Below are 26,147 nucleotides of genomic sequence, written 5' to 3'. Positions count from 1 at the left end.
GATGAACCAACATGTGCGGAATAACCGGATTTGTCCAGTGGCGCGGTGATCTTACAGGGCACTCGCAACTGCTTGTCAGAATGACTGAAACTTTAGCGAACCGCGGACCGGATGCAGCCGGAACCTGGATTTCAGGACCCATTGCCTTCGGACACCGCAGACTCAGCGTCATTGATCCCGAGAACGGCGCACAGCCGATGATTGCCCGCCATGACGATAAGGTGTATGCAATTGTGTATAACGGCGAGCTATATAATGCCCCTGAGCTCAAAAAAGAGCTGAAGCAGCGCGGCCATCATTTCCTCACAGAATGCGATACCGAGGTACTCCTGCATGCCTATATCGAATGGGGACCGGACTGCACGGAGAAGCTGAATGGCATCTTCGCTTTTGCCGTCTGGGACAGCTTGCGCGATCAGGTCTTTCTGGCCCGCGACCGCCTGGGCGTGAAGCCTTTGTTCTACAGCCAAGTGGACGATGTCTTCGTATTCGGGTCCGAGCCGAAGGCGCTGCTGCAGCATCCCAAAGTCCAGCCGAAGGTTGGACCGGAAGGCCTTGCCGAAATCTTCATTATCGGTCCGGCCCGGACACCGGGACATGGTGTATACAAAGATATATTCGAGCTTCGTCCAGGTCATGCCATGATTTATAGCCGCAGCGGTATCCGTACCTACGCATATTGGAAGCTGGAGAGCGACCAGCACACGGATAACGTGGATGAAACGGCAGCCCGGGTGCGGGAATTACTCCAGGATACGCTGGAGCGCCAGCTTGTTTCCGATGTTCCGGTCTGCTCTCTGCTCTCCGGCGGACTGGACTCCAGCGCCTTAACTGCGCTTGCCGTAGATTATTACAACCGGACCGGCCAAGGCCGGGTTGATACCTACTCGGTGGATTATGTAGACAACGACAAGCATTTCAAAAGCCATTCCTTCCAGCCCGGAGCCGACGGCCCCTGGATTCAGCGGATGATCGATGAACTGAATACGAACCATCACTTTATTGCTTTTGATACACCTGAACTGGTAACAGCGCTCGACAACGCCCTCTACTCCCGCGATTTGCCGGGGATGACCGATGTGGATTCATCACTTTATTTATTCTGCCAGGAGATCAAAAAGAAGGCGACTGTCGCTATCTCCGGCGAAGCGGCAGATGAAATTTTCGGCGGCTACCCCTGGTTCCACCGTGAGGAGATGCTGTCTTCCGGCACCTTCCCCTGGTCGGTAGCACCCAAAATGCGTGCCAGTCTATTGTCGCCGGAAATGAATGAGTGGATACGTCCGCTGGAATATTTGGGTGACCGGTACAGCGACGCCGTGGCCGAGGTGCCGAAGCTTGACGGTGAGACCGGCAAACAGGCGCAGATGCGCGTCATGTCCTACCTCAACATTACCCGCTTCATGCCTACGCTGCTGGACCGCAAGGACCGGATGAGCATGGGCGTGGGCCTGGAGGTACGCGTTCCTTATTGTGACCACCGCCTGGTGCAGTATGTATTCAATATTCCCTGGGAGATCAAGACCGTAGGCAACCGTGAAAAAGGCATCCTGCGCAAAGCACTCGAAGGTGTACTGCCGGACGATGTGCTCTACCGCAAAAAAAGCCCGTACCCTAAAACACATAATCCTGCCTATCTGAACAAGGTGCGCTCACAGGTACTGAGTATACTGGATGATCCTTCTTCGCCAATCCTTCCGCTGATTGATCCGGCCAAAATCCGGGAAATCGCCGCATCACCGGAATCCTCCAGCAATCTGCCGTGGTTCGGCCAGCTGATGTCCGGCCCGCAATTATTCGCTTATCTGGCCCAGGTGGATCTGTGGCTGCGGAAATACAATGTCTCCATCGGCTAATGCCAATTAGATGTGAACATGCCCGCCAAGACCGTATAGCATACGTTCAGGCGGGCATGTTTTTTACATTAATATGAACTAAGCCTGTACAAGCCCGCCTACAGCCGCATACTCCGGGATATTAAGCGAAACGTTAATATTGAACCGGAATTCCAGCTTGTTGTCCTCAAAAATAATCGTGTACGTGACCACATAAGGAGTCTCAATGTAGTACAGCGTAAGCTTCAGCGTATCCTCAGCCAGCCAGTTTACGTAAGTGATTACCTGTTGCCGGTGTAACGAGAGGTCTTTGCTAAACACATCCTCCGTCCATACCGGTTTGCTGAAATCGAATGGCAGCACATTGTCCCGCTGATCGCCATACACCATTTGCAGCTTAAGCAGCGTGTTATTCCTGGTAAAAGAAATCTCCCGCAGCCCGTGGGGATTGCTGCTGATCTGGTATGTACCGCTGAGACCATACATCAGCCATTTCTCCGAAAAAGACTGCTGCGCCACAGGTAAGGCTGAAGTACTCCAATCGGACAATAGCTCCTGCAGACCGGCGTTATCCCCGGAATCCGGCAGCGGACTGCCCCCAAGCGTATCAAAAATATGCTCAAAAATCAGATCCAGCAATACCTGCAGCCGGTTCATACTCCCGAAGCTTGCCGCCACAGCAATGACTATATTCTGCTCCGGAGCCACCAGACACAGCTGTCCAAAAGATCCGTCTCCCCGGTAGCAGCCCCTACGGCATAGATGAAATTGGTAACCATAGCCCTGCGCCGAGTCAATCCGCTGCGCTCCGGAACGGTTGTCGCTCTGCTCACTTGTAGCACGCTGTATGTACTGCTCCGATACAATTCTCTGCCCGTTATATATGCCTTTATTCAGCAGCAGCAGGCCAAACCTGGCTACACTTTCTGTAGACAGGCTGAGTCCCATCCCGCCAGCAGTGATTCCCTGCGGACAAGTCTCCCAGGATGGTCTCGGGATACCCAGTGGTCCGCACAAACGCGGCATCAGGTAATCGACCATACTTTGCCCGGTCACCCGTTCGAGGATGGCCGCCAGCATATAGCTGGAGGGGGTACTGTAGCGGTAATAACTTCCCGGCTCATGCTCAACCTGCTGGGCGAGGAAGGCGGTGATCCAGTCCTGTTCCTTGACTACAGCAGGATAAATATCTTCATGATGGCCCGCATTCATGGAGAGCAGATGATGCACTGTCATTTGCGCCAGATTAGAAGATACAGCTTCAGGCAGCTTGTCCGGGAAAAAGGAGATCACCGCATCCTCCAACTGCAGCAATCCCTCGTCCCAGGCAATGCCTATGGCTATAGAGGTAAAGCTTTTGCTAAGTGAATAAAGCAGCTGCGGGGTATCCGGACGGTACGGCATCCGGGTAAACTCTGCCGTAACCTTGCCGCCTTGCAGCAGCATGAAGCTGTTAACCTCAAGCCCCCGCTCCCTGACCTCCATGACAAAACGGCTTAAAGCCTGCGAAGATAATCCATGCTTCTCCGGATAATCTCTTATCAATTCCAACGTTGTGCCCTCCCATTGCTTCCTTCTTTTCTCAGCATAAAAGCCGGGGCAGCGGATGTCGATGAGCTTTGATGTCTTGCCATTGGATTGTTGTCCTGCTTTTAAAAGCAAAGAGCAGGCCCCATTAGAGCCTGCTCCTTTCTTTATACGCCGCCACCCATAGATTGAACTAAGAGAAAACCAATAAAAGATGATCGTACGGAGGGGGATTTTGGAACTGTAGGAGCGTCAGCGACCGCCTGAAAGCTTTCCGAAGGAAAGCTCGCAACGGAAGCATAAGCAGTCCCCGGATTTCTACCGCTTATAGCGGTATGAATCAAGAAATCTGGGGACAACAGCGGCCGGAAGTCCAAATATTCACCGCAGTTACGGCCAACATCTAAATTGTAAACTGTTCTTCGTCAATCTATCCCACCTCAGAAATTGAAATTATCCGGGTCCGGGCCGAAGCGGTGATTCTGATTCAGGTCCTCAATGGCCTTAACATCGTCATCGCTGAGGGTGAAGTCGAAGAAGCCTGCATTCTCAATAATCCGCTCCGCATGCACGGATTTCGGAATCGTGATAACCCCCTGCTGCAGGTCCCAGCGCAGGACAATCTGCGCCACGGTCTTGCCGTACCGCTCCGCCAGCTCCTTCAGCAGCGGCACATCCAGGTTCCCCTGCATCAGCGGGCTCCACGCTTCCAGCTGAATGTCATGCTCCCGTGTATATTTCAGCAGTTCGCTCTGGGTTAGCAGCGGATGGAACTCGACCTGGTCAACCACAGGTACAACACCGCTGTCATCGATGATATCCTGCAGATGATGGGTCTGGAAGTTGCTGACGCCGATTGATTTGACCAGGCCTTCCTTTTGCAGATGAATCAGTGCTTTCCAGGTCTCTTTATATTTGCCGGCAACCGGCCAGTGAATAAGGTACAAATCAATCTGCTCCAGACCCAGCTTCTTCCGGCTGACTTCAAAAGCCTTCAGCGTAGATTCATAGCCCTGATCAGGATTGCGCACTTTAGTGGTGATAAACAGCTCTTCACGGGGTACCCCGCATTCACGGATAGCTTGTCCAACGCCTTCTTCATTGTTGTACCCGGCTGCCGTATCAATGCTGCGGTACCCGGTCTCCACGGCAGCTTTCACTGCCTGGATAACTTCATCGCCATCCTTGGTCTGCCATACGCCAAGACCCAGCCAGGGCATGGTCACTCCGTCGTTCAAGGTAGGCCCGCCTGTAAATGGTGCGTTTAATTGACTCATATGTTTACCCTCCAAGCCTAATTTGAGTTCATCAAGCATCCTTAACCTTAAAAGCGCCTTCATAATCATCCAAAATCAGAATCAGTATAACAGATAGGAGCAAAGCCGCCAAAAGTGGCAAAAACATGTCCGGTCATCGTTGGCTGCTTCGGATAAAAAATGGAGTACAGCCTATTCTCCGGCTGTACTCCATTTCATTCCTGCTCTTATTTCTTGTCAATCAGCTTGAAATCATCAAAGTGGAACTCCGGTGATACGATGCAGGAGACCAGCACCGGCTCTTCACCCAGCGGACGGGCTGCCTGCCATACTCCGGCAGGAATAACTACCTGCGGCTGCTGGCCTGCGGCGATGTCCAGCCCCAGAATCACTTCCGTCACGTTCTCCGGCTGTTCACCGCTGCCGCCCAGGCTTAGCACAATCGGACTACCGGAATGATACAGCCAGATTTCGGAGGACAGCACAGTATGCCAATCCGAAGTCTCGTCAGCATGAAGCAGGAAATAGATCGAGGAAGCTGAAGCACGCGGCCCCGAATAGCTTCCGCCCAGAGTCTCCTGGGGAATCTCGAAGGATGAATTCCAAAGTCTCTTGTACCATCCGCCTTCAACGTGAGGCTGCAGCCCCAGCGTTTCTACGAGCGGTGAAATCTCTTTTTGCGTCACAGTATCTTCTCCTTAAAGTTTTGCGTAGCAAAACTGTCTTCGTAAGCATAGGCTTAGTTTTGCGTTGCATGCTTCGTAAGCATAGGCTTAGTTTTGCTTTTAACTTTAACGGAATGTGCCGCAATTGTAAAATAGTTCTGAGCTTATTTGCCGTCCTTGCTCGCCTTGAATACTTCTGCAATAGCTCCGATACTGCCAAGCGTTTCAACAGCACTGGTCGGCAGGAACACTTTGTTCGCCGGTCCCTTGGAGATTTCAGTCAATGCTTCGAAGGACTGATAAGCCAGTACTCTTTCATCCAGTCCTGCACTGGCGATCAGGGCAATCCGCATCTTCTCGGCTTGCGCGACCGCTTCAATCGCCTTGGCCTGGCCGAGGGCTTCCAGCTCCTGCGCCTGGCCGAGACCTTCCGCCTGACGGATACGCGCTTCCTTATCCCCCTCAGCCTTCAGGATCTTACTTTGCTTATCCCCTTCAGCGCGGAGGATCATATCCTGTTTGGCGGCTTCCGCCTCCAGTACAATCGCACGCTTGCTGCGCTCAGCCTTCATTTGTTTGTCCATCGCTTCCTGGATATCCAGCGGAGGCTTGATGTCGATAACTTCTACACGCTCAATCCGCACGCCCCATTTCTCAGTGGCTTCATCCAGCGCAAGACGGATATCCGAGGAGATTTTTTCACGGCCGGACAAGGTTTCATCCAGCTCCAGCTTACCGATAATCTGCCGCATCGTGGCTGTAGAGATATTACGTACACCATAGACATAATCGGAAATTCCGTAAGTTGCTTCTTCCGGTCCTACCACTTGATAGAAAATAATCGTGTCGATTTGTACCTGTACGTTATCCTTCGTGATTACCGTCTGCGGCGGTACATTCGCCTGTTGAATCCGCAGGTCATGATAGACCCGCACCTGATCAATTACCGGAATCAGAATATTCAGACCCGGTGTAAGCAGGCGGTTAAATTTACCGAGACGCTCCACGACCCCCACTCGTTGCTGCGGGACAATCTTGATAGTCAGTGCGATAAATACTACGACAACAACAACAATAATTCCGATAATAGCTAACTCCATCAGTACATATCCCCCCATCGTTCTACTTCGATAATTGTGGTGCCTCTTCTTACAACAATAACCTCTTGATCCTTGCCCAGCGCCACCGTGGATGTTGCACTCCATGTATCGCCGCCTACCTTGACCTGTCCGTAACGGCCAGGCTCAATCGCTTCGACGACCAGACCCTTTCGGCCGACAATATCGGTACCGGTATCCTTGAAGCCCCTGGAATTGCGTAATCTCGCTGCCAAGGGTTTGGTGAAAACCGTCAATATCAAGGCCACCAGTGAACCGGCCACCACTTGCAGCAATAATGCTTCCGGGAGCAGAAGCGCGACCAAGCCGGCAACCAATGCTCCGAGACTAAGCCATAATAGGTAGAATGTAAACGTAAACATTTCTACAACAAACAAGACGCCAGCGGCAATCAACCATAATACCCAAACAACCATCGGTGAACCCACCACCTTCCGCTATATACTACTATAACGAAATAAACAGCATCACGTTTCATAAATAAATAAAACCGGGACAGCAGCCTGCCTCTTCATTATATTTCAGCTTATGGAAGCTTATGAACGCTGGCAGTACTTCTATGTATTACAACGCATAATTTCCACCTAAGTATATGTAAACATTTAATTATTCAAACGAAGCAGTAAAAGGCGGGAATGGCAAAATGATACTCTGGCTAGAGCGCATAAAAAACGGTGCAGGCTTATGCCGGCACCGTTTCTTCGTGTGGAGATATATTATTGCTGATAAGTCTTCATTTCTTAGTTCAGCTTCCAAAGAGCCGGTGTTGTAGACGGTTCCCAGCTTACCAGCGAGGTGTGTGCCTGCAGACATGTATATGATTTCCCGCTGTAGGTTACAACATCACCCGCTTTATAAGCAATTCCGGCAGCCCAGGCTGAGGCACCCGTGGTTGCCGTCGGGGTTGCCGTGACCACAGGCGTCGCGGTTGGTGCTGCTGTCGGCGTAGCCGAAGGACTTACAGTGGGAGTGGCTGTAGCGGAAGGCTGCGGTGTAGTGTTGCCGCAAGTGCCGACAACCCTCCAGACTCCGAAGGCACCGCTGAGATCCGGCCGTTCGCCCTGCGTCCACCACTGGGCTTGATAGAGCAGTCCGCCGTAGGAGGCCTGCTGTCCTTGAGTGTAGACGGCGGTTGAACTCCAAGCCGCTGCCGTACATTGGCCTGGTGTTGCAGTAGGTGTAACTGTTGCAGTCGGTGTGGCACTCGGCTTAACCGTTGCCGTAGGTGTCGGCGATGGCGTTGCACTCGGCGTTGCCGACGGTTTCACTGTTGCTGTTGGCGTAGGGCTTGGCGTCGCCGAAGGCGTTGGTGAAGGAGTCACCACTCCGCCGCTAAGATCAGCGCTTAGCTTCGTCTGCAGTGTCCGGTTACGGTCGCCGCTGGTCTCCCAGAACATGGCTCCGGCCAGGCCTTTGGATTTCAGATAACTTGTTTTGTAGCCAATGGATTCTACATCATCGTAGCTGATAAATGTCTGATTTGAAGGATTATAAAGATAAGGAACCTTGGAAGTGTTGTTCCAGTAGCGGGTGTAGCCGTTCTTGTTGATGTAGTTGGCTTCCAGATCACTGAAATCATAGTTGCCCTTCTCCCAGGTGCCTGTGGAGGAGATTCCCGCCGAGACCTGGTACTGGCCATTCCCCGCAGCCGGAGCACCTCCCCAGCCTCTGCCATAGAACGGCATGCCGAGCACGAGTTTACCCGCCGGCACGCCGGCACTCAGATAGCTGGTAACCGCTTTGTCGATATTGTAATTCGCCGGCTCGGTCAGCCCCGATGAAGCTGCAGCCGGATCATAATAGAGCGGCGCGTTGTGTCCCGTAGTTGTATTCCAGCTTCCGTTGAAGTCATAGGTCATGATATTAATCCAGTCCACCACTGCAGCGATCCCGCTGAGATTATTGTTCTGGATATAAGCAGGTCCTGCGCCGGAAGCAATGGTCAGCAGATACGTTTTGCCGTCGGCAGTTCCTGCCGCATTCAGCTTCTCGCGGATCTTCTGCAGCAGAAGAACATAGTTCTGTTTATCCTCCGGACGGTAGCTGTTGCCCGCCAGTCCTCCGCTGACCGGGTATTCCCAGTCCAGATCAACGCCGTCCATCTGGTATTTGCGGATGAAATCAACGGCTGAATTGGCGAATACCTCACGGGTTGCCGCACTAGCAGCCACATCCGAGAAGCGGTTCGACCACGTCCAGCCGCCGATGGAGATGACCGTCTTCAGGTTTGGATTCTTCTCCTTCAGCTTCCAGAGCTGCTTCAGGTTACCCTTGATCGGGTCATCCCATTTATCGTCGCCGAAGCTTTTCTGGGCATCGATCCAGGGATCACCCAGCACAATGGTTCCGTTCGGAACGCTGATCGTCTGGCCTTGCTCGTTCTGACAGGACCAGGTTACCGGATTCGGACCGGTAGGGTCTGGATTGCCATGTATCCCGTTCCAGCAAATATCCGCAAACGCATAGTTGATTACATTCATTTTATTAGGATCAATATCCGTTACATTGTACGCCCGCCCGTAAGCGGCCCAGGAAGCATAATACCCGACAAGCTTGTAATCCGAAGCTGCATTAGCCGTTCTGGGATTTGTACCGAAAGCCGAAAAAAGGGTAAGGATAAGAACTGCCGCCAAGCCAAGCACAAAGGGTTTACGAGCTTTACTTTTGATAAAGAACATTTCGTTATTACCTCCCCGGTTCAATGCGTTACCCAATCAGAAAGCTTCAGCGCTCACCTCCAGGACCCTATTGACCCCCACCCTGTAAATCTATTAAATTCACAACTAGCAGGCTGAAATGCTATAGGCCAGCCCAAAAAAGCGCAGCTAAGCTGCATACCTGCGGATCTCGTGCTCTCTTGCCGGGTGTCTACTCGTAACTATGGCTTATGCTTGTGTAGTAAGTTTTGCGTCATTCAGCTAGGCTGCCTCTGTTTGCAAAACTTGTGAAGGGAATGGGGTAGCGGAAGAATGCAGAATGTTCGAAAGGGGTGAAGTCAACTCTTATTCTCATACAAAGCACGCTGCTGCGCTAGGGGTAAATTTCCATACTGAGGGGGGATTATCATCTAATTTCCATATCTCAACAAGTGGAAACGGCTTTGCCGTCCTTTTAAAGGACGGTACCGTTTCAGCGAGAAATAGAAGGATAATTTATAGCATGAAATATATAAATTCTTATATTTTAAAAAATCCGGAAGCCCCGTGCATGTTACACATGCATGGAGGCTTCCGGATAAGCTTCAGCTTCTATTTCACGTCCCGCTGCCGGCAGCAAGCTTCTCTGTCAGCAGACGCAGTGCCGCGCCACGGTGGCTGACCGCCTGCTTGTCTTCCAGCGTCAGCTCCGCCATCGTCTTCTCAAACTGCGGAAGATAGAAGAGCGGGTCATAGCCGAAGCCTCCTCCGCCCGCAGGCTCCGAGGTAATCCAGCCTTCCACTGTTCCTTCCGCCGTCAGCTCCCGCCCGTCCGCCGGATCATACAGCGACAGAGCACAGACGAACCGGGCCGGACTGAGCAACGGCTGGCCGGTATCCTCACCCTGCTTCAGCCTCTCCAGCTCGCTCAGCAGCTTCAGGTTGTTCGCTTCATCATCTGCAGGCTCCCCGGCGTAGCGTGCCGAGTATACTCCCGGACTGCCGTCCAGCGCTTCCACGCATAGACCGGAATCATCCGCAAGCACCGGAAATCCGAGTGCATCCCCTACCGCCCGGGATTTTTTGAAGGCATTCTCGGCAAAAGTCACCCCGTCCTCCACCACATCCGGCAGATCGGGGTAATCGAACATGCTTTTGACGGTGAGTCCAAGGGGAGCAAAGGCGTGCTGGAACTCCCGCACCTTGCCTTTATTCTTCGTCGCGACAATCAGAATCCCGCTGCCGGACTTCATATTACACCTCTTGGCCAGGCTGGCCGGAAGGGATTTTGAGCGCAATGGGGCCCAGTACTTCTTTTTGAACGGCGATCAGCTCGTAGATCCCCTTCTCGCCCAGACCCAGCAGCTGGTCAAGCTCCTGGCGGGTAAACGGCCGCTCTTCGCCTGTACCCTGCACTTCAACAAACGCACCGCCGCCTGTCATAACCACATTCATATCAACCTTCGCTTTGGAATCCTCTTCATAGTTCAGATCGAGCAGCGTTTTGTCACCGACGACACCGACGCTGATCGCCGCCAGGTAATCCGTAATCGGAAATACGGCCAGCTTGTGCTGCAGCGCAAGCTTATTCATGGCAAAGGCCATCGCTACAAAAGCGCCCGTAATCGAAGCTGTCCGTGTCCCCCCGTCCGCCTGAATCACATCGCAATCCAGCGTAATACTGCGTTCGCCCAGTGCCTGCAGATTCACTACGGAACGGAGTGCCCGTCCGATTAGACGCTGAATTTCCATCGTCCGTCCGGTAAGCTTGCCGCGTGCTGCTTCGCGCTGGTTACGGGTCTGGGTGGCCCGGGGAAGCATGGAATATTCGGCAGTGACCCAGCCTTTGCCTTGTCCTTTCAGAAACGGCGGAACTTTCTCATCCACGGTTGCCGTGCAGATGACTTTGGTATCTCCCATCTCAATAATTACAGAGCCCTCTGCATATTTGTTGGTTTGGGTGGTTATCGTCAGCGGCCGGAGCTGGTCTTCTTGGCGCCCGTTTGATCTCATCTTTTCTGCCTCCTACATCGTATAGCCCTAAGTTTGTGTGTACACGAATCCATCCCTTATCTTATACGCAGAAACGGGTGCCGTCCTCTGCTTCAGAGAACGGCACCGCTATTCCTGTCAAGATATCCGGATCAATGAACCTTTATTCTATCAAAGAGCAGGCACAAAAGCATCTTTTAGGCATGCATATCATTCTACAGCGGCAGCTCGTTCACATATTCCGGTGCCGAGACCGGCTGGCCGTAATCGATATTATTGGTTCCCGTAACTGTTTCTTTACCGTTCAGGCGGATCTGCACCAGGGCATCGTCCGTATTCTGGGCAACCGTCAGCACGACCGATTCCAGCATTTCCTCAGGAACGCTTGTGCTGCCTTCGAACATCTCATCCTTCAGGGAAACGGTAACTACCCCATTCTGGCCTGCTTCTACGGAATCAACCACCGTGCCCTGCGTCATGACCATCTCCAGGCCATTCTCGGACTGTGGTCCGGCAATCAGCTCGTTCAGAGCTGCCTTCACCGAATCTCCCCCTGCGGGTACAAAGCGCGTAACCGGAACATAATACTGATGAATGCCATCCGGAGAAGCAGCAGAGAAGTAGACGGTCACTGCGCTGGAGTTCATCATGAGCGCACTCTGCTTCGGCAGGTTAATGCCCATGGCGCGGGACAGCGGCCGATCCAGCGGAGTACCCTGCAGCGGCATTTCGGTAAGCTTTTTGCCATCGACCCAGAGCTGTACGCCCTGGATATCTTCCTGACCCGTCAGGGTCCAAGTGACTGCCTCCAGAATTTTGCGTTCATCCGCCGGATCATAGTCATTGAATGCCGAATTGAATTCAACGATGGCCACCTTATCCTGGCCGATAGATACATTGTTCACTTCCGTCCCTGCCGGCAGTACGCCCTGGAAGCCTTCGGGCAGTACAGATTTGTATGCCCCCTTGCTGACTAGCGCAGTAAGAGAATCCTCCAGCATTGCTGTGCCCTCCCCTTGCGGAAGAGCCAGAGACACCGGTGCCAGCAGGCCGTGCTGATCCTCCAGGTACACGGTTGTCCGTTCTCCAGCCGCAGCGGAGACTGCCGCATCTTTAACCCCCGCTGCGAGATCACTCTCATCCAGCGAGACCGGTCCTAGAACCCCGGTGTCGAGTGTGCCTTCTCCGCTGACCTGCAGCATTTGTGCTTCGACTTCACCCGGAGGCGGGTCTACCGCTGCCGATTCCGAACCGAACAGACTGCAGCCGGAGAGCATAATCGGAACGGCCAGCAGGCAAGCCGCGGAAACCCCGCGGATGTGTTTCATAGGCTTATTCAATCTTCATTACCCCTTTCAACGCTAAGATCAGTTTGTACTGCTATGTATACGAGCCCTTAGTCCAAAAAATAACAACAGCTTATCCTAAATTGCAGAAGTTCTGTCTGGACGGGCAGATGCAGCCAGATCCGGACCGATGCAGCCAGATACAGCCCATGAATCCGCACGGTTCTGGACATCAGTCTGCCGCTTGCGTACAATTTAGTACAAACAGCTATCCTAACTTAATTACGAATGGAGGACTTCTCATGACTGATTCCAAAATCCCTTACAGCCTCAACAGCAAAGCCGTCGCCGAAGCCACCCGGTTCTGGCTGCAGAAACGCGGGGTAACCATACTTGAGATTGCCGAGCTTGTCATGCTGCTGCAGAAGAAGTATTATCCGAACCTGACCATGGAGGAATGCGTTCATAATGTGGAGATGGTGCTGAGCAAAAGGGAGGTGCAGAATGCGGTGCTGACCGGCATCCAGCTTGATGTACTGGCCGAGGAAGGCAAGCTGTTCGCTCCCCTGCAGGATATGATTGAGAATGATGAAGGGCTGTACGGGGTGGATGAGATTCTGGCGTTCTCCATCGTGAATGTATATGGCAGCATCGGCTTCACTAACTATGGCTATGTGGACAAGCTGAAGCCCGGAGTACTGGAGAGGCTGAATGACAAGACAACCGGCCAGATCCATACGTATCTGGATGACATCGTAGGTGCTGTAGCCGCAGCTGCCAGCAGCCGTATTGCCCACCGGAAGCAGGCAGAACGCGAACAGGAGCTTGGGCTGCCGCATGCACCGGAGGATGTTGAAGAGGCCGCGCGGAGAAAGGTTCCGGAGAATGAGGAGCTGGAGTAAGCCGATATTACATTGATTTTATTTTGAAAGGTGCGAAGTGTGAATGACCTATTCGTTTGTAGTTGAGCCTGTGTCCGTTCTTGATTTTGACAGTGAAGATGAGCTGATTGACCGGTGTAAGGAATGGAATCTCCTGCCCGCTACAGCCACCCGGGTCAAAACTTATCAGTATAAAAGAAACGGCCTGACACTGCCGGTAGAAATTGTAGGCTACGTGGACAGCCTGACCGTGGTGATACAGTTTGAGAATAAACAGCAGCACTGCATACATCCCGCTTATCTGAAAGAAATGCAGACGGCTGCTTTTGGACAACGCGCTTCGGCGGCTGAAGCAGCCAAGGCGGATGATTCCACAGAGGTAACGGAAGAGACTCTGCCAGCCGTGAACGTTCTGGAGGAGCAGGAAAGCCAGGAAGTACCGGAAGCAGAAACAGCAAGCAAGGAGATTCTGGCTGCTCCGGACAGCGCAGATTCAGATTCACCAAAGCAAGCGATACCGGAAATTCCGCAGAAAAAAGCAGCCGCCTCCAAAAAGAAAGCCGCTGTCCAGCTGCCTGAAGACAAGCTCGCGATTACCGCTAGGGTCAAAGAGTTCACAACCGTCCCCAATCATTTCTCGGACAACGATGATGAAGTTATTATATATGAAGCCGTTTCGGTCGAAGGCCATGATCTGGCGATTGAGGAAGTCTGGTCCAGCCATAGCGCCACGCTGAAGAAGCTGGAGCTTAATCCCGGCGATAAAGTATCCTTCGAAGCCAAGATCGTCGCCAAGAAGCTCACGCAGCATCCGGTTAAATACAAGGTCAACAACCCGTCCAAAATGAAAAAAATCGATCCGGATTCATAGGATTCCTAGAGTCCTAGTAAATTGCTTGCTGAAGATATGCAATGACCCGATTGCGTATCAGGCGGTATGCTTAATTGCACTTTGTACAACTAAATCGTCTGATTTTCAACCGATTAACCGTTTAGTTGTATTTCGTACAATTAAACTGCGATTTATAGATTGGTTCTCACCATTCAGGCAGATTTAGTTGTACAGAATACAGTTATATGATACTAGAGTACCGTTTAGCTGTTTTTAAGTGTACGTTCTACAACTATCACTGAATTCCGCTCGGAGCTACTACATCAATTGCTGCATATAAACAGCGGGATGTCTTTTTTTCGGAATAATGTTGCAACCTACCAGCTTCTACAGATCTATTGCACAGTATCCAGCGGCCGTGGTGCCATTTGATTGCGCTCCATCAGAGCCAGGATGTCTTCGATCATTTCGTTGGCCGGGTATGGCATCGAATGGGTGATCCACCACTCCATTACACCTACTACAGCCGATGCCAGGAACTGGATCAGCATCTCTTTGTTCATCCCGCGGTTCAGGCCGCTCATGTCGATCTGCTCACTTAGACCCTGCAGCAGAATCGCATGCAGACGGGTCCGGAAGGCCGGAACGCCTTTATTGTTAAGCAGTGTAGTGAAGACCCATGCGTGCCGCTCCAGATATTCGGCTGTGCGCAGCAGCGCGCCCCCGGAGGCGATATGGGCGTCCTCCCCGCCGGCCAGGCAACTCTCGCACAGCTGTTCCATTTGCGTCTCTATACACTGATCCAGCAGATCGTACTTGTCTACATAATGGAGATAGATTGTTCCTCTGCTTACATTGGCACGCGCTGCAATCTCATTTACCGTAATCTGCTCAAAGTTCTTCTCGGCCATCAGGCTGATAAAAGCCTCGAAAATAGCTTCCCGCGTTTTGCCTATACGTCTGTCCATAAGCTTCTCCCTTTCACTTGTCATCCAGTTGCTTAGTGCACTTATTATATTTAACAAATGTCAATAAATCAACAAGTGTGCACATCGTCACCGTGCTCTGCTCTGCCCGCCATACTGCGCTATATGCGCCCAGCGGTTCAGCACAACGGGATACATTGGGCTGGTTACCTTCGCGGTAGCACATTATATTCAATTTTTCGCATACATTGGGCTCGGTTACCTTCGGGGTAGCCCATTGTATTCGATTTTTCGCATACATTCGGTGCGACCCCCTTATCCCGGAGTCCTCCGTATAAAATCAGTACTTGTTGTAGATATGCTCTTTATTTCGCTTTTTCTCTCGGCCAGAAGAAGCGGGAGCGGTCTTCTAGGGTCAGCACCCACTCTGCAAAGGTAGCTGGCGGCAGGTTACGAAGGCTCGTATGCATTCTGCGATTGTTGTAAAAGTCCATGTACCGGTCCACCGCTTCATAGGCCTCTTCGAACGTTTCGAATGCCTCTTTGCGGAACAAATCCCGATCGATATTACTGTGGAATGATTCAATAAAAGCATTTAAATCCGGCGTTCGAGGCGGAATACGTTCATGGGTCATTTCCCAGCTTTCACACATGTCGCCAAACAGGTGGCTGACGAACTGTGGGCCGTTGTCGGTGCGGATCACAGGGCGAGCGCTGTCAGGGGCGCAGTGATGCTCCATGGCGCGCGCCAGCGTCTGGCAGGCGTGCTTGGCCTCACACGACGATCCCCGGTGGTAGCCGACGATGACACGGGTAAACACATCGATAATGCTCAGGACAAAGAAATGCCGGTCACGTCCCTCCACATACCCGTATTTAATGTCCATCTGCCAGAGCTGGCTCGCTCCTGTAATGACTCGGTTCTCCGGCAGCTTCCGGGGATGCTTAAAGCGCTTCTGACGCTGGGGCTGCAGGATATCCAGCTCCTGACACAGCCGGTAGCTTTTCTTGTGATTGAGCTTCAACCGGTGCTGGTTCCACAAGCACTTGGCCAGGAGTTTGTACCCGTACACGTGCTCTTCTCCAGCGATTAATTCCAGCAGCCATTCCTGGATCTCCTCGTCACTAATCTTTTCCCCAGACTCGTTAAAGGAGTAGCCTGGCTGGGGTCTTCCACGCCCCCCTTGATCGGCCTTTGGGGACAGTGACCTGCGTTTCTTACGGTCGTAGTACGTGGACTCTGCTAGCCCCATGAGACGCAGTACCAAAGCTGCGGTATTCCCCTGCTTAATGAACATGTCGGCTACCTCGATTTTTTCGGATAAGCAGGGGTTGGCTTTTTTAGCAGTTCACGCAGAATCTCAATCTCTAACTCCTTTTCGCCGAGTATCTTGACGGCCTTCTCGTATTTCTGCTCCACTTCCAGGAGGCGCTTCAGTTCCTCCACCTGCTCCTGGGGATACGGATGATCTTGTTCCCCATGGGCCCCTCGGTAATCTCTCACCCACTGATTCACCGTCGCTGGGGTCACCCCATATTTTCGGGCAACCACCGCTGCCTTAATGCCAGACAACACCTCTTGCGCTGCCTTCTCTCTTGTTCCCGTTAAGTGTCCCATTGTGTTCATCCTCCTCCTGTATTCAGTCTACATTTTTATGGGGGAGGACTCCAACTTCATTAGGGGGCTGTGGAGCATTTGGCCTGATTACCTTCGCGCTGGCACATTGTATTCGATTTTTCGCATACATTCGGCCTGATTACCTTCGCGCTGGCACATTGTATTCGATTTTTCGCATACATTTGGCCTGATTACCTTCGCGCTGGCACATTGTATTCGATTTTTCGCATACCTTGGGTCCGATTACCCTCTCGCTGGCACATTGTATTCGATTTTTCGCATACATTCGGCCTGATTACCTTCGGGGTAGCTCATTGTATGCGATTTTTCGCATACATTTGGCCCATATGCCCACTTCCGGCGGTTTCAGAAGCTTCTTATTTTCATGCTCGGAGTAACTTGGTACTTTTCTAACTAACACAAAAAACGGGTACCCTCCTTAGCGGATAGTGCCCGTTTCTCTTAAGTATGCTGTATTCTGGTAGTTGTTTGGTATTGGAAATAGTCGTAGTAGTCGTCGTAGTAGTAGTGGTAACAGTAAAGGGTAAGGTTCCCGCGACTGTTGTAAGAACAGCCTCAAGGAGAGACGGCAACGGGCACAGATGGACTTATGTCTGCAACAAGCATCCTATTGCAGCTTACCCGGACACCGCCGCCGTGAACAATATGCCTCCGCCGGGGCCGCCCTCCGTCTCGGCCGCCCGCTCCCGGCGCACCAGCTCGGCCAGATGGGCCAGCGCCTCGCTCATCGCGAACCGCATCTGATGCGCAGTCGCGATCCGGCTGCGGAACAGCCCCTCACAGACGGCGAACCCGCTCAGCGGTCCGCCGGCAAGCAATGCGGCTGTAGTATCCAGCCGCTCCTCATGATGCCGGAGCAGGCTGTCCGCCCGCGCCGTGAACCCGCTGAACGGTTCCCGGTGGCCCGGGAACGCCAGCTCTACCTCAAGGCTGCGCAGCTCCCGCAGCCCCTGCAGATACGTCCGCAGCGGCTGCGGATCGCTGCCCGGCTGCAGGCCGACATTGGGCGAAATCTGCGGCAGCACAGCATCGCCGCAGAAGATTTGCCCGCTGCCGCCGTGGTAGAGCGACACATGACCCGGCGCATGCCCGCCGGTCATCAGAACCTGCCATTTGCGGCTGCCCATCACAAACGGCTCCGCCTCATTGATATAGGTGACCTCCGGCTGCGGGGTCACCTCCGGCCGGAAGCTCTCCAGATGCTCCCGGATGCCCTGAATCCAGGCCTCCGGCATGCCGTGCCGCAGGAAGAACAGCGGCAAAGCCTCATCCAGAATCGCCCCGCTGCCCCAGGCCAGGCCGGCTTCAGCATGAGCCCGCTCCGACATCCATACCCGAGCACCGCTGCGCGACTGCATCCAGCCGGCAAGACCATAATGGTCGGGATGATGATGGGTAACGACGATGTCCCGCACCTTGGACCAGGACAGATCCAATTCCTCCAGCACGCCCTGCCAGGCAAGCTCTGCATCCGGGGTGTGAGGGCCCGGGTCAATCACCGTAATCCTGCCGTCCCGGTCAGGCAGAATATAACTGTTCACCTGACGGAGCGGCAGCCCCATCGGCACAGATACCTGCAGAACTCCGCCATCCCAAGATTGAATATCCGCCTTGTGCAAAATCCTCTCTCCTCCTCCGGCTCTTCTTCCCGCCGCCATCTATGGTCTAGCTCCTGTGAAGATCATCCGGGTTGAGGACTCAGCATCATATTCCTCTTCATCGTAGCTGCCATGCACAGCTTCAAGCCGCAGCCCGGCAGCAGCGATCATCTCGCGGAAATTGTCCACGGAATAGAGCTTCACCCGTTCATGATATTTCCGGGGCGCCCCCCCGGCCTTCGAGATCAGAAGGATATCCTTCTTCACGTAACCCTCCTCAATCCGGCGTGATTCATCGATCAGAGTATCCCCGTCCTCACGGACAGAGTGGGGCACCAGATGGCGGATGACATAAGCCGGATTCAGAAAATCAATAATAAATTTGCCCTCCGGCTTCAGCATCCGGCAGATTTCCTTCAGCACCTTGATCTGCTCCTCGTCTTCTTCGAAATATCCGAACGAAGTAAACAAATTGACCACTGCATCGAATCCGCCCTCCAAGGGAAGCTCACGCATATCAGACCGCAGCCAGGTTACGGCTTCCGCACCCGCCTGCGAACGCGCTTCATGCAGCAGCGCCTCGGATAGATCAACCCCGGTAACCTCATAACCGGCCTCCGACAAAGCCAGCGAATGGCGGCCCATACCGCAGCAGAGATCAAGCACCCTGGCACCCTTGTGCAAGTCCAGCCAGCCGATCATCGTCTCCACCTCATGGCGTGCACCGCCGAAGTCCCTGTGTCTATAAACGATTAAATAGTCCTCGCCAAAGCTTGTTTCGTACCACTCACTCATCTCTCTATTACTCCCTCCACAGCCTTTTTCCCAGTACGGTCTTATGCCTCTCTTTAATAACGCTTATTGTACCGTCTTTTACTGTGGAAACAAAGCATCAGGATCACAATTCGCCGGAACATAGATTGAATAATTATTTATTTTCGTGAAAAAAAACAGCAATCCCCGGAGACCACTCCCGGACTGCTGTTTTGGTTTCTTCAGCCGGCGGTCCGGGGAACCCGGGTCCGGCCTTACGCCTTGCTGCTTAAGCGCTGCAGATATACGCGCGCCTCATACGGACGCAGCTTTAGACTGCGCAGATCATCCTCTTTGGCTGCTGGATAATTAGAGATCAGCAGCTCCAGCTTCTCCGCCGCCTGATATTCCTCCGGAAGCTCAAATATCGGCTCACGTTCATAGAAATTCAGAATGACCAGCAGCCGCTGGTCCTCCAGCGTCCGGGTGTAGGCATAGATTTCAGGATGCTCTTCCAGCAGCAGACCATATTCGCCGTAGACGATCACCTGATGTTGTTTTCTAAGCTGAATCAGCTTTTTATAGTAATTGTAGATGGAGTCCGGGTCCTTGACTGCATTAGCCACATTAATCTCCCGGGAGTTCGAGTTCACCCTGATCCAGGGAACCCCCGTCGTAAATCCGCCATCCTCACTATCGTCCCACTGCATCGGCGTGCGGGCATTATCGCGGCTTTTGGTATGAATAGCGGCCATAATGTCGGCTTCGGGTACGCCGGCGGTCCGCTTTTCCTCGTAGAAATTCAGCGTCTCTACATCCCGGTAATCATCAATCGACTCGAAAGCGACATTGGTCATCCCAATTTCTTCACCCTGATAAATGTAGGGGGTGCCTTCCAGCATGTGGATGAAGGTGGCCAGCATTTTGGCTGACGGGATACGGTAGAACAGATCATTGCCGAACCGCGACACCGAGCGCGGCTGATCATGGTTGCACAGATAGTTGGCGTTCCAGCCCCGGTTATGCAGAACGGTCTGCCAGTTGCTGATGATCTTCTTCAGGTCACCCAGCTTCCAGGGCACGACATCCCATTTCCCGCTGCCTGGTGAAGCGGCATCCAGATTCATATGCTCGAACTGGAAGGTCATGTTCAGCTCGCGCCGTCCGTCACCGACATAATCGAGCGCCTGCTCCGGCCCAAGACCCGAGGTTTCCCCCACCGTCATAATATCGTAGTAATAGAGCACCTGATCATGCAGATTCTGCAGCAGCGTATGCACATGCTCAAGGTTCGAGAACATATCATACGCGCGCACGGTCGGCGTGCCGCCGGGATTCAGGGCATCCGGATAACCCTCGGCCTTCACAATATGGGCAATCGCATCAAACCTGAAGCCGTCAACCCCCTTCTTCAGCCACCACTCCACCATCTCATGCAGCTTGTCGATCACCGCGGGATTCTCCCAGTTGAGATCGGGCTGAAAACGGGAATACAAATGCAGATAATATTCATCCGTACGGGGATCGAGCTCCCAGACCGAACCACTGAAATAGGATTCCCAGTTGTTCGGCGGACCGCCGTTTTTCCCTTTTCTCCATATATAATAGTCCCGTTTGGGATTATCCTTCGAGCTTCTGGATTCAACGAACCACGGATGCTCATGCGAGGTATGATTCAGCACCAGGTCCATCATCAGCTTCATCCCGCGGGTATGCATCTCACGCAGCAGCAGGTCAAAATCATCCATCGTGCCGAATTCCTTCATAATGTCGCAATAGTCGCTGATATCATAGCCGTTGTCATGGTTCGGTGATTTATAAATCGGGCAGATCCAGATCACATCTACACCGAGGTCCTGCAAATAATCGAGCTTCGATAACACTCCGCGCAGATCACCCTTCCCGTCACCATTGCTGTCCATGAAGCTGATCGGATAAATCTGGTAGGCAACACTTTCTTTCCACCATTTGGGGTTCAATTTAGATTCCCTCCGCTTCTATTGGTTCCTGCCTCTGTAAGACATATTAATATATCTTAACCAGACCGAAGGAAGAGGATAACAATTTATTCGAAAAGCATGCGCCTACTCCGCCGCAATCAATCCCCGTATGGCTGCCTTCAGCCGCTTATCGAGCTGCTCATTCCACTTCTGCCCCTCTGCCGCAGATTCCCCGTGGATGTAGAACATAAGTATGGCCCCTTCCTGATAGGCTTTAAAAGGAATCAAATCCGCAGCAGCCGTCAGCTCCCCGAATTCTCCCCAGCCTGCAGCCCGCTCCTCTGCTGAAGCGAAGAGATATAGCGACAGCTCCACTCCGTCCATGGAACAGACCTGCGGCTTAAGCCCGTTCAATTCCAGCTGAAAAATAGAGCCAGGTACCTCTTCCCCCGTCTGCAGCGACAGTCCCTGATCGGCAAAAACAGCAATGACATCCTCCCGGGACAGCACACGGACCTGTTCCGGTGCAGAATTCTCCGCCTGCCTGCAGCCTGCTAATAGCAGGGCGAATCCGGCCGTCAAGATCAGCACAATGATCATCATCAGATACCTGTAGTTAACCTTTGCGGCTACACTCATGATCTCCCCCCTCTCCCTCTCCAGCTCTTAATCTGACGGAGGCTAATGGTTCTAGGTTGCGGCGATACCCTATATTTTGTAATTTCCTGCACAACAAAAAGACAGGATACCCTCTACCCGGTACCCCGCCTCCCTCCAAGCCTGTTCTGTAACCTTCAATTCACTCTGCTTTCTGCTACTGCTAGGCCAGCTGCTTAATGACAATCGACGCATTGACATTCGCCTGTGTTCCGCCAGCCAGTGTCTGCAGTGTGACTGCTGCCGACGAGCTGTGATTTCTCAGCGTCAGCACATCTCCGGATGACAGGGAGAAAATGGCCTGCCCGGTATTCTGCTGCGTTCCTGCACCCGAACCATATACCGTCCCCGGAACCTGGGCACCATTCACGAATAGGGCAAACTGGCTCGGCTCTACACCGGATACCGAGAAATTAACCTCGTAGACACCCGCATTGGTGACCGAAATGGTGGTTGTACCCGGAGCATGCGTAATCCCGGGCGTAAGGAAACCATTCGTATCAAAAGATACATCCGCCTCAATCGGCACCACCTGTGCGCCGAGGTTATATACATAACCGAACTGGGCAATCCCGCCAGCGGGTCCGGTTGCTCCGGTAGCCCCCGCCGGACCTGCCGCTCCTGCGGCTCCCGCCGGGCCGGCCACACCTGTGGCACCAGTGGCCCCGGCTGCCCCCGCTGCTCCGGCCGGTCCTACAGGCCCCACTGCCCCGGCTGCCCCGGCCGGTCCTGCTGGCCCCACTGCTCCGGCTGCTCCGGCTGGCCCTACAGGCCCCACTGCTCCTGCCGGTCCTACAGGTCCTGCAGGTCCTGCTGCGCCCGCCGGCCCTGCGGGACCGACCAGTCCGGCAATTCCCGCCGGACCGATCCCGCCCAGCGCTCCCGCTGCACCGGCAGCTCCGGCAGCACCCAAGGCGCCGGCGACTCCCGCAGCGCCGAGTGCGCCTGTGGCTCCAACTGCGCCTAGCGCTCCAGCGGCTCCAGCCGCTCCCAGCAGCCCGGCGGCACCTACGGCGCCCAATGTGCCGGTTGCTCCACGGGCACCCAAGGCACCCGCTGCGCCTACAGCGCCCAGCGCTCCGGCCGCACCGACTGCGCCGAGTGTTCCGGCGGCGCCCGGTGCACCGAGCGCTCCGCCTGCACCTGCTGCGCCAAGCGCACCTGCCGCACCTGCAGCGCCAGCTGCTCCCAGCGCCTCTACAGCTCCGGCAGCACCCAGGGCACCTGCTGCCCCGGCTGCCCCCAATGCCCCTAATGGAATATTAACGCGTACGATCTGCTTTTTGACGATAATCTTCTTGCAGTTGCATTTGTTATCATGCACTTTTCTTTTCGGACGTTTAATTTTTGGCAGCGGACACTCCAATACATCGTCTTTGCAAATACGTTTTTTTCTCTTAAGTTCCGGACGACCCATAATTAGCACCTCCAATAGACTTTATGTATCCTACTCCGTTGACCCAGATAGGGCATGGACATTCATCCCGTAGGCAAATATTTATTTTTGGAGAAACGGGTTGTTTGTACCGGCTGGACAACCTGTTTTCAACCGGGCAGAGCCAAAATTGTTCACCCGCCTTATCACACCCCGTCCAGCCAAAACATATACTATTGCCGGACAACCCGCCCTTTGGAAGCCGGGCACAAAAAAAAGAGCATCCTACTGCACAATCTGCAATAGAATACTCTTTCGGCATCTCTCAGGCCAGGTAACGCCCGGCTTCCGCTTACACCATCCATCCCTGCCTTACAGCAGTCCGACCATCTTCAAGCCTTCGTAAATCCCGTCCTCGCTTACATGCTTCGTTACGTAAGCGGCGGCAGCCTTCGCTTCAGCTTCCCCGTTGCCCATAGCAATACCGTAGCCGACGAACCCCAGCATCTCTACATCATTCAGACCATCGCCAAAAGCATATACATCTTCCTTCCGGACGCCGATAACCTTCAGCATTTCCGCAATTCCGTTAGCCTTGGAGCCATTGCCCGGCAGCACATCCATACACAGCGGGTGCCAGCGGATGAAGTTCAGCTGCGGATACCGCTCAGTGTATATAGCCTGACTCTCCTGCGGGCAGAAAATCATCGCCTGATGCGTGTCATTCTTCAGGAAATATTCTGCATCATGCGTCGGAAACACCAGCTTCAGCGAACCGATGCTCGTCTTGATATACTCATGATCGGCCACGTTTACTTTCATGCCCGCCGTATCTGTGTATGCCACCGGATGATCCAGCTTCTCAGCGAACAAGGTAAGCTCCTCCAGTGTAGGCTTCTCAATCGGATTGCTGTACACCGGCTTTCCTTCATATACTACATATTGCCCGTTAAGCGAAACATAGGAATCGATCCCCAGCTCCGCGCGCAGCTCCTCGAACATATAGTCCGCTCTTCCGGTAGCAATCGCCACATGGTGGCCGCGTCTTTTCAGTTCAGCTATCGCTTCTTTGGCGGACGGGGGAATCTGCTTTTCCTCATCATAAATCGTGCCGTCAATATCAAAAAAGATCGTTTTCCTCAATGTCATAGCTGCCCATTCTCCTTGCTTTCTTCCGAAGTAACATCCTGCTCAAAGTGTAGATGCTTCCTGCAAGCGATGCAAGTTATCTTTTCTGAAAATGGCGGTTTCACAGCAAAAAAGCAGCACTGTTCTCCCTAAGGAAAATCAGCACTGCTTAAAATAATCAACATTCCAAAGCTGTCCTATACCGCATTCTGGGCCCGCTGCTGCTCTTCCATCAGCCACTGCACCAGCATATACTCCGGCACGGTGCCTTTGCGGGCTTCCGCATATTCACGCACCTTCTCCAGCAGACGGCCGGCCGTATCGGCACTGACTTCAAGCCCCCGCTGCTCCAGCACATGGGTCACACCGCCGCTGCCGGAATGCTTGCCGAGCACGAAGCGGTGAGCCCGGCCTACCTCCGCAGGATCGAAGGACTGATACGTGGACTTCTCCTTCATCAGCCCGTCCACATGAATCCCCGATTCATGGGTGAAGGCAAGCTGCCCCACAATCGGCTTCGCGTCGCCGACACTGCGGCCGGAGGCGGCAATCACCTTGTCAGCCAAGCCTTTGAGCAGCTCCAGCCGGACCGCACATTCTCCGCCGTACAAATAGCGCCAGGCCATGGCTACTTCCTCCATGGCCGCATTGCCGGTCCGTTCACCGATTCCGGCTACCGTTGTGCTGGCCCATACCGCCCCTGCCGCGATGCCGCTAAGCGTATTCGCGCAGGCCAGACCGAAATCATTATGGCAGTGCACCTCCAGCTCCACATCCCCAGGCACTGCACCCCGCAGCCGGCTCACGCGGTCTGCCATCTGCCCCGGATGATGCGCCGAGACGGTATCCGCATAACGGAACCTGCGGATACCTTCCTTATATAATGTATTTACCACTTCAATGAGGAAATTCATATCTGCCCTGGAGGAATCCTCCATGCCTACCGACACCGTCATGTCCTGCCGTAGCCCGTATTCCACTGCACGAAGCAGCTTGTTCAGACCTTCACGCTGCGACAACCCCAGCTTACCCTGCAGCTGAATCTCCGACACCGGAATGGAGATATGACTCCAGTTCACTCCGGTAGCCTTTGCCTTGTCAATATCTCCGGGAACCGAACGGTTCCACGTCATCAGCTTCATGGGGAGTCCCAATTCAGCGATGGCCGCGATATCCTCCTGCTCCCGTTTGCCCATGGCAGGAATTCCTACCTCTGCTTGCTCTACTCCGCACTCCGACAGCAACTTTGCGATTTCCAGCTTTTCCGCCCTCGTGAATGAAACTCCAGCCGCCTGTTCACCATCCCTCAGTGTCGTGTCACATAGCTTGAGACTTTTCACGGTTTACCTCCTTCTCCGCAGCAAGCGCAATTCGGATTACGGGTAATATGGACGCTATAACAGGCGAAGTCGAGTGAGCTGAAGCGATGCATTACGCCCGCATAAGTTGTCCCTACCCCTGTAATCCATTTTACGGCTTCCAGCGCTGCCAGACAACCTGCAATCCCGGAAGTCGCACCCAGAACAGGAAATCCGAACGGCTCCCACTGCGGCTGCACATCCGGATACAGGCATTCGAGGCAAGGCGTCAGTCCCGGAATCACAGTAGTCAGCGATATTTCAAAGCCATACATTGCCGCTTCCACCATCGGCGTGTTCGTATCGACACACAGACGGTTCAGCGCGTACCGCTCAGGGAAGTCATACCGGGCGTCAATTACAATATCGGCAGCCTCTACCCAGGGTCTGGCCGCGTTATATTCAATCTTAGAATTATAGCCTTCAATTGCCACATACGGATTCAGCCGCTGCAGCTGGGCAATAGCCGTACTCATCCGCTCCTGCCCCAAATGATCACTATCCATCAGAATCTGCCGGTTAAGATCCGGCGCGAGAATGTTTCCCTCATGGGCCAAAATAAGCCTGCCGACACCCGCCGCCGCCAAATAGAGTGCAGCTGTTCCCCCAAGTCCGCCGATGCCGGCCACCATGACCGTTGCTTCCTTCAGTGCCTTCTGCCCGTCTTCCCCGAGCAGCTTCAGCTGCCGGGTATACCGTTCCAGCTCCAACTCTCCGGCAAGCTGCTCCATCCCTGAATCCCCCT

23 protein-coding genes are annotated in these 26,147 nt (G+C 53.5%); 3 read left to right on the top strand and 20 right to left on the bottom strand.

The features are described 5' to 3' along the window. Window positions 1-11 precede the first annotated feature (11 nt). Window positions 12-1,856: an asparagine synthase (glutamine-hydrolyzing) gene (asnB, locus tag NSU14_RS03075; RefSeq protein WP_076248375.1), complete on the top strand. Its 1,845-nt coding sequence runs from the start codon at window positions 12-14 to the stop codon at window positions 1,854-1,856. Between the two features lie 78 nt (window positions 1,857-1,934). On the opposite strand, the gene NSU14_RS03070 is transcribed toward asnB, so the two are convergent. The 9 genes from NSU14_RS03070 to NSU14_RS03030 form a co-directional block, all read right to left on the bottom strand. After that, window positions 1,935-3,386, bottom strand: coding sequence for a serine hydrolase domain-containing protein (locus tag NSU14_RS03070; RefSeq protein ID WP_340942749.1), 1,452 nt, complete (start codon window positions 3,384-3,386; stop codon window positions 1,935-1,937). A 416-nt stretch (window positions 3,387-3,802) separates the two neighbouring features. Next, complete coding sequence (locus tag NSU14_RS03065; RefSeq protein WP_340942747.1) at window positions 3,803-4,639, bottom strand: aldo/keto reductase; 837 nt, start codon at window positions 4,637-4,639, stop codon at window positions 3,803-3,805. A gap of 206 nt (window positions 4,640-4,845) precedes the next feature. Further along, entirely contained in the window at window positions 4,846-5,304 is a 459-nt protein-coding gene (locus tag NSU14_RS03060) for a cupin domain-containing protein (RefSeq protein ID WP_039297676.1), read from the bottom strand. A gap of 143 nt (window positions 5,305-5,447) precedes the next feature. After that, window positions 5,448-6,383, bottom strand: coding sequence for an SPFH domain-containing protein (locus tag NSU14_RS03055; protein WP_099052495.1), 936 nt, complete (start codon window positions 6,381-6,383; stop codon window positions 5,448-5,450). Next, window positions 6,383-6,817: an NfeD family protein gene (locus NSU14_RS03050; RefSeq protein WP_336102444.1), complete on the bottom strand. Its 435-nt coding sequence runs from the start codon at window positions 6,815-6,817 to the stop codon at window positions 6,383-6,385. Before NSU14_RS03050 ends, NSU14_RS03055 begins: the two co-directional genes overlap by 1 nt. 324 nt (window positions 6,818-7,141) lie before the next feature. Further along, window positions 7,142-9,079, bottom strand: a complete 1,938-nt coding sequence (locus NSU14_RS03045; protein ID WP_340942722.1) for a glycosyl hydrolase family 18 protein — start codon at window positions 9,077-9,079, stop codon at window positions 7,142-7,144. Between the two features lie 575 nt (window positions 9,080-9,654). After that, the gene (locus NSU14_RS03040; RefSeq protein WP_042139694.1) at window positions 9,655-10,290 is read right to left on the bottom strand and encodes an XTP/dITP diphosphatase; all 636 of its coding nucleotides are present in this window, start codon (window positions 10,288-10,290) and stop codon (window positions 9,655-9,657) included. Between the two features lies 1 nt (window position 10,291). Then, window positions 10,292-11,050 (bottom strand): ribonuclease PH, encoded by a 759-nt coding sequence (gene rph / locus NSU14_RS03035; RefSeq protein WP_042139695.1) that lies wholly within the window; start codon window positions 11,048-11,050, stop codon window positions 10,292-10,294. 194 nt (window positions 11,051-11,244) lie between these two features. Further along, the gene (locus NSU14_RS03030; protein ID WP_042141592.1) at window positions 11,245-12,357 is read right to left on the bottom strand and encodes a GerMN domain-containing protein; all 1,113 of its coding nucleotides are present in this window, start codon (window positions 12,355-12,357) and stop codon (window positions 11,245-11,247) included. 260 nt (window positions 12,358-12,617) lie between these two features. On the opposite strand from NSU14_RS03030, the gene NSU14_RS03025 reads away from it, so the two are divergent. Next, window positions 12,618-13,217, top strand: a complete 600-nt coding sequence (locus NSU14_RS03025) for a phosphatidylglycerophosphatase A family protein (protein WP_042139697.1) — start codon at window positions 12,618-12,620, stop codon at window positions 13,215-13,217. Window positions 13,218-13,260: 43 nt separating this feature from the next. Further along, entirely contained in the window at window positions 13,261-14,067 is an 807-nt protein-coding gene (locus NSU14_RS03020) for a hypothetical protein (protein WP_042139698.1), read from the top strand. A gap of 356 nt (window positions 14,068-14,423) precedes the next feature. Here NSU14_RS03020 and NSU14_RS03015 read toward each other — a convergent pair whose 3' ends face one another. The 11 genes from NSU14_RS03015 to NSU14_RS02965 form a co-directional block, all read right to left on the bottom strand. Next, a complete protein-coding gene (locus NSU14_RS03015) occupies window positions 14,424-14,996 on the bottom strand; it encodes a TetR/AcrR family transcriptional regulator (protein WP_042139700.1) in 573 nt (190 codons plus the stop codon). A gap of 323 nt (window positions 14,997-15,319) precedes the next feature. Beyond that, the gene (locus tag NSU14_RS03010; RefSeq protein WP_340942717.1) at window positions 15,320-16,252 is read right to left on the bottom strand and encodes an IS3 family transposase; all 933 of its coding nucleotides are present in this window, start codon (window positions 16,250-16,252) and stop codon (window positions 15,320-15,322) included. Window positions 16,253-16,257: 5 nt separating this feature from the next. Then, window positions 16,258-16,572 (bottom strand): helix-turn-helix domain-containing protein, encoded by a 315-nt coding sequence (locus tag NSU14_RS03005; RefSeq protein ID WP_052421685.1) that lies wholly within the window; start codon window positions 16,570-16,572, stop codon window positions 16,258-16,260. A gap of 638 nt (window positions 16,573-17,210) precedes the next feature. Next, complete coding sequence (locus NSU14_RS03000; RefSeq protein ID WP_340942711.1) at window positions 17,211-18,212, bottom strand: MBL fold metallo-hydrolase; 1,002 nt, start codon at window positions 18,210-18,212, stop codon at window positions 17,211-17,213. 39 nt (window positions 18,213-18,251) lie between these two features. Beyond that, window positions 18,252-18,986, bottom strand: coding sequence for a class I SAM-dependent methyltransferase (locus tag NSU14_RS02995; RefSeq protein WP_042139701.1), 735 nt, complete (start codon window positions 18,984-18,986; stop codon window positions 18,252-18,254). Between the two features lie 233 nt (window positions 18,987-19,219). Further along, entirely contained in the window at window positions 19,220-20,923 is a 1,704-nt protein-coding gene (locus tag NSU14_RS02990) for a glycoside hydrolase family 13 protein (RefSeq protein ID WP_340942708.1), read from the bottom strand. Between the two features lie 105 nt (window positions 20,924-21,028). Continuing rightward, window positions 21,029-21,523, bottom strand: a complete 495-nt coding sequence (locus NSU14_RS02985) for a hypothetical protein (protein WP_340942705.1) — start codon at window positions 21,521-21,523, stop codon at window positions 21,029-21,031. A gap of 181 nt (window positions 21,524-21,704) precedes the next feature. Further along, window positions 21,705-22,958 carry a BclA C-terminal domain-containing protein gene (locus NSU14_RS02980; RefSeq protein ID WP_076248398.1) on the bottom strand — a complete coding sequence of 418 codons (1,254 nt, stop codon included), beginning with the start codon at window positions 22,956-22,958 and terminating at the stop codon, window positions 21,705-21,707. 330 nt (window positions 22,959-23,288) lie between these two features. Next, window positions 23,289-24,065, bottom strand: a complete 777-nt coding sequence (locus NSU14_RS02975; protein WP_042139704.1) for a Cof-type HAD-IIB family hydrolase — start codon at window positions 24,063-24,065, stop codon at window positions 23,289-23,291. A gap of 176 nt (window positions 24,066-24,241) precedes the next feature. Next, the gene (locus NSU14_RS02970; protein ID WP_340942701.1) at window positions 24,242-25,384 is read right to left on the bottom strand and encodes a homocitrate synthase/isopropylmalate synthase family protein; all 1,143 of its coding nucleotides are present in this window, start codon (window positions 25,382-25,384) and stop codon (window positions 24,242-24,244) included. Then, window positions 25,381-26,133 carry a HesA/MoeB/ThiF family protein gene (locus NSU14_RS02965; RefSeq protein WP_042139706.1) on the bottom strand — a complete coding sequence of 251 codons (753 nt, stop codon included), beginning with the start codon at window positions 26,131-26,133 and terminating at the stop codon, window positions 25,381-25,383. Before NSU14_RS02965 ends, NSU14_RS02970 begins: the two co-directional genes overlap by 4 nt. Window positions 26,134-26,147 lie beyond the last annotated feature (14 nt).

Source organism: Paenibacillus sp. FSL R10-2771 (assembly GCF_038000205.1).
Taxonomy (GTDB): domain Bacteria; phylum Bacillota; class Bacilli; order Paenibacillales; family Paenibacillaceae; genus Paenibacillus_AQ; species Paenibacillus_AQ phytohabitans.
The sequence above is the reverse complement of the archived record's forward strand: the minus strand, read 5'-3'. Positions and strand labels throughout refer to the sequence as shown.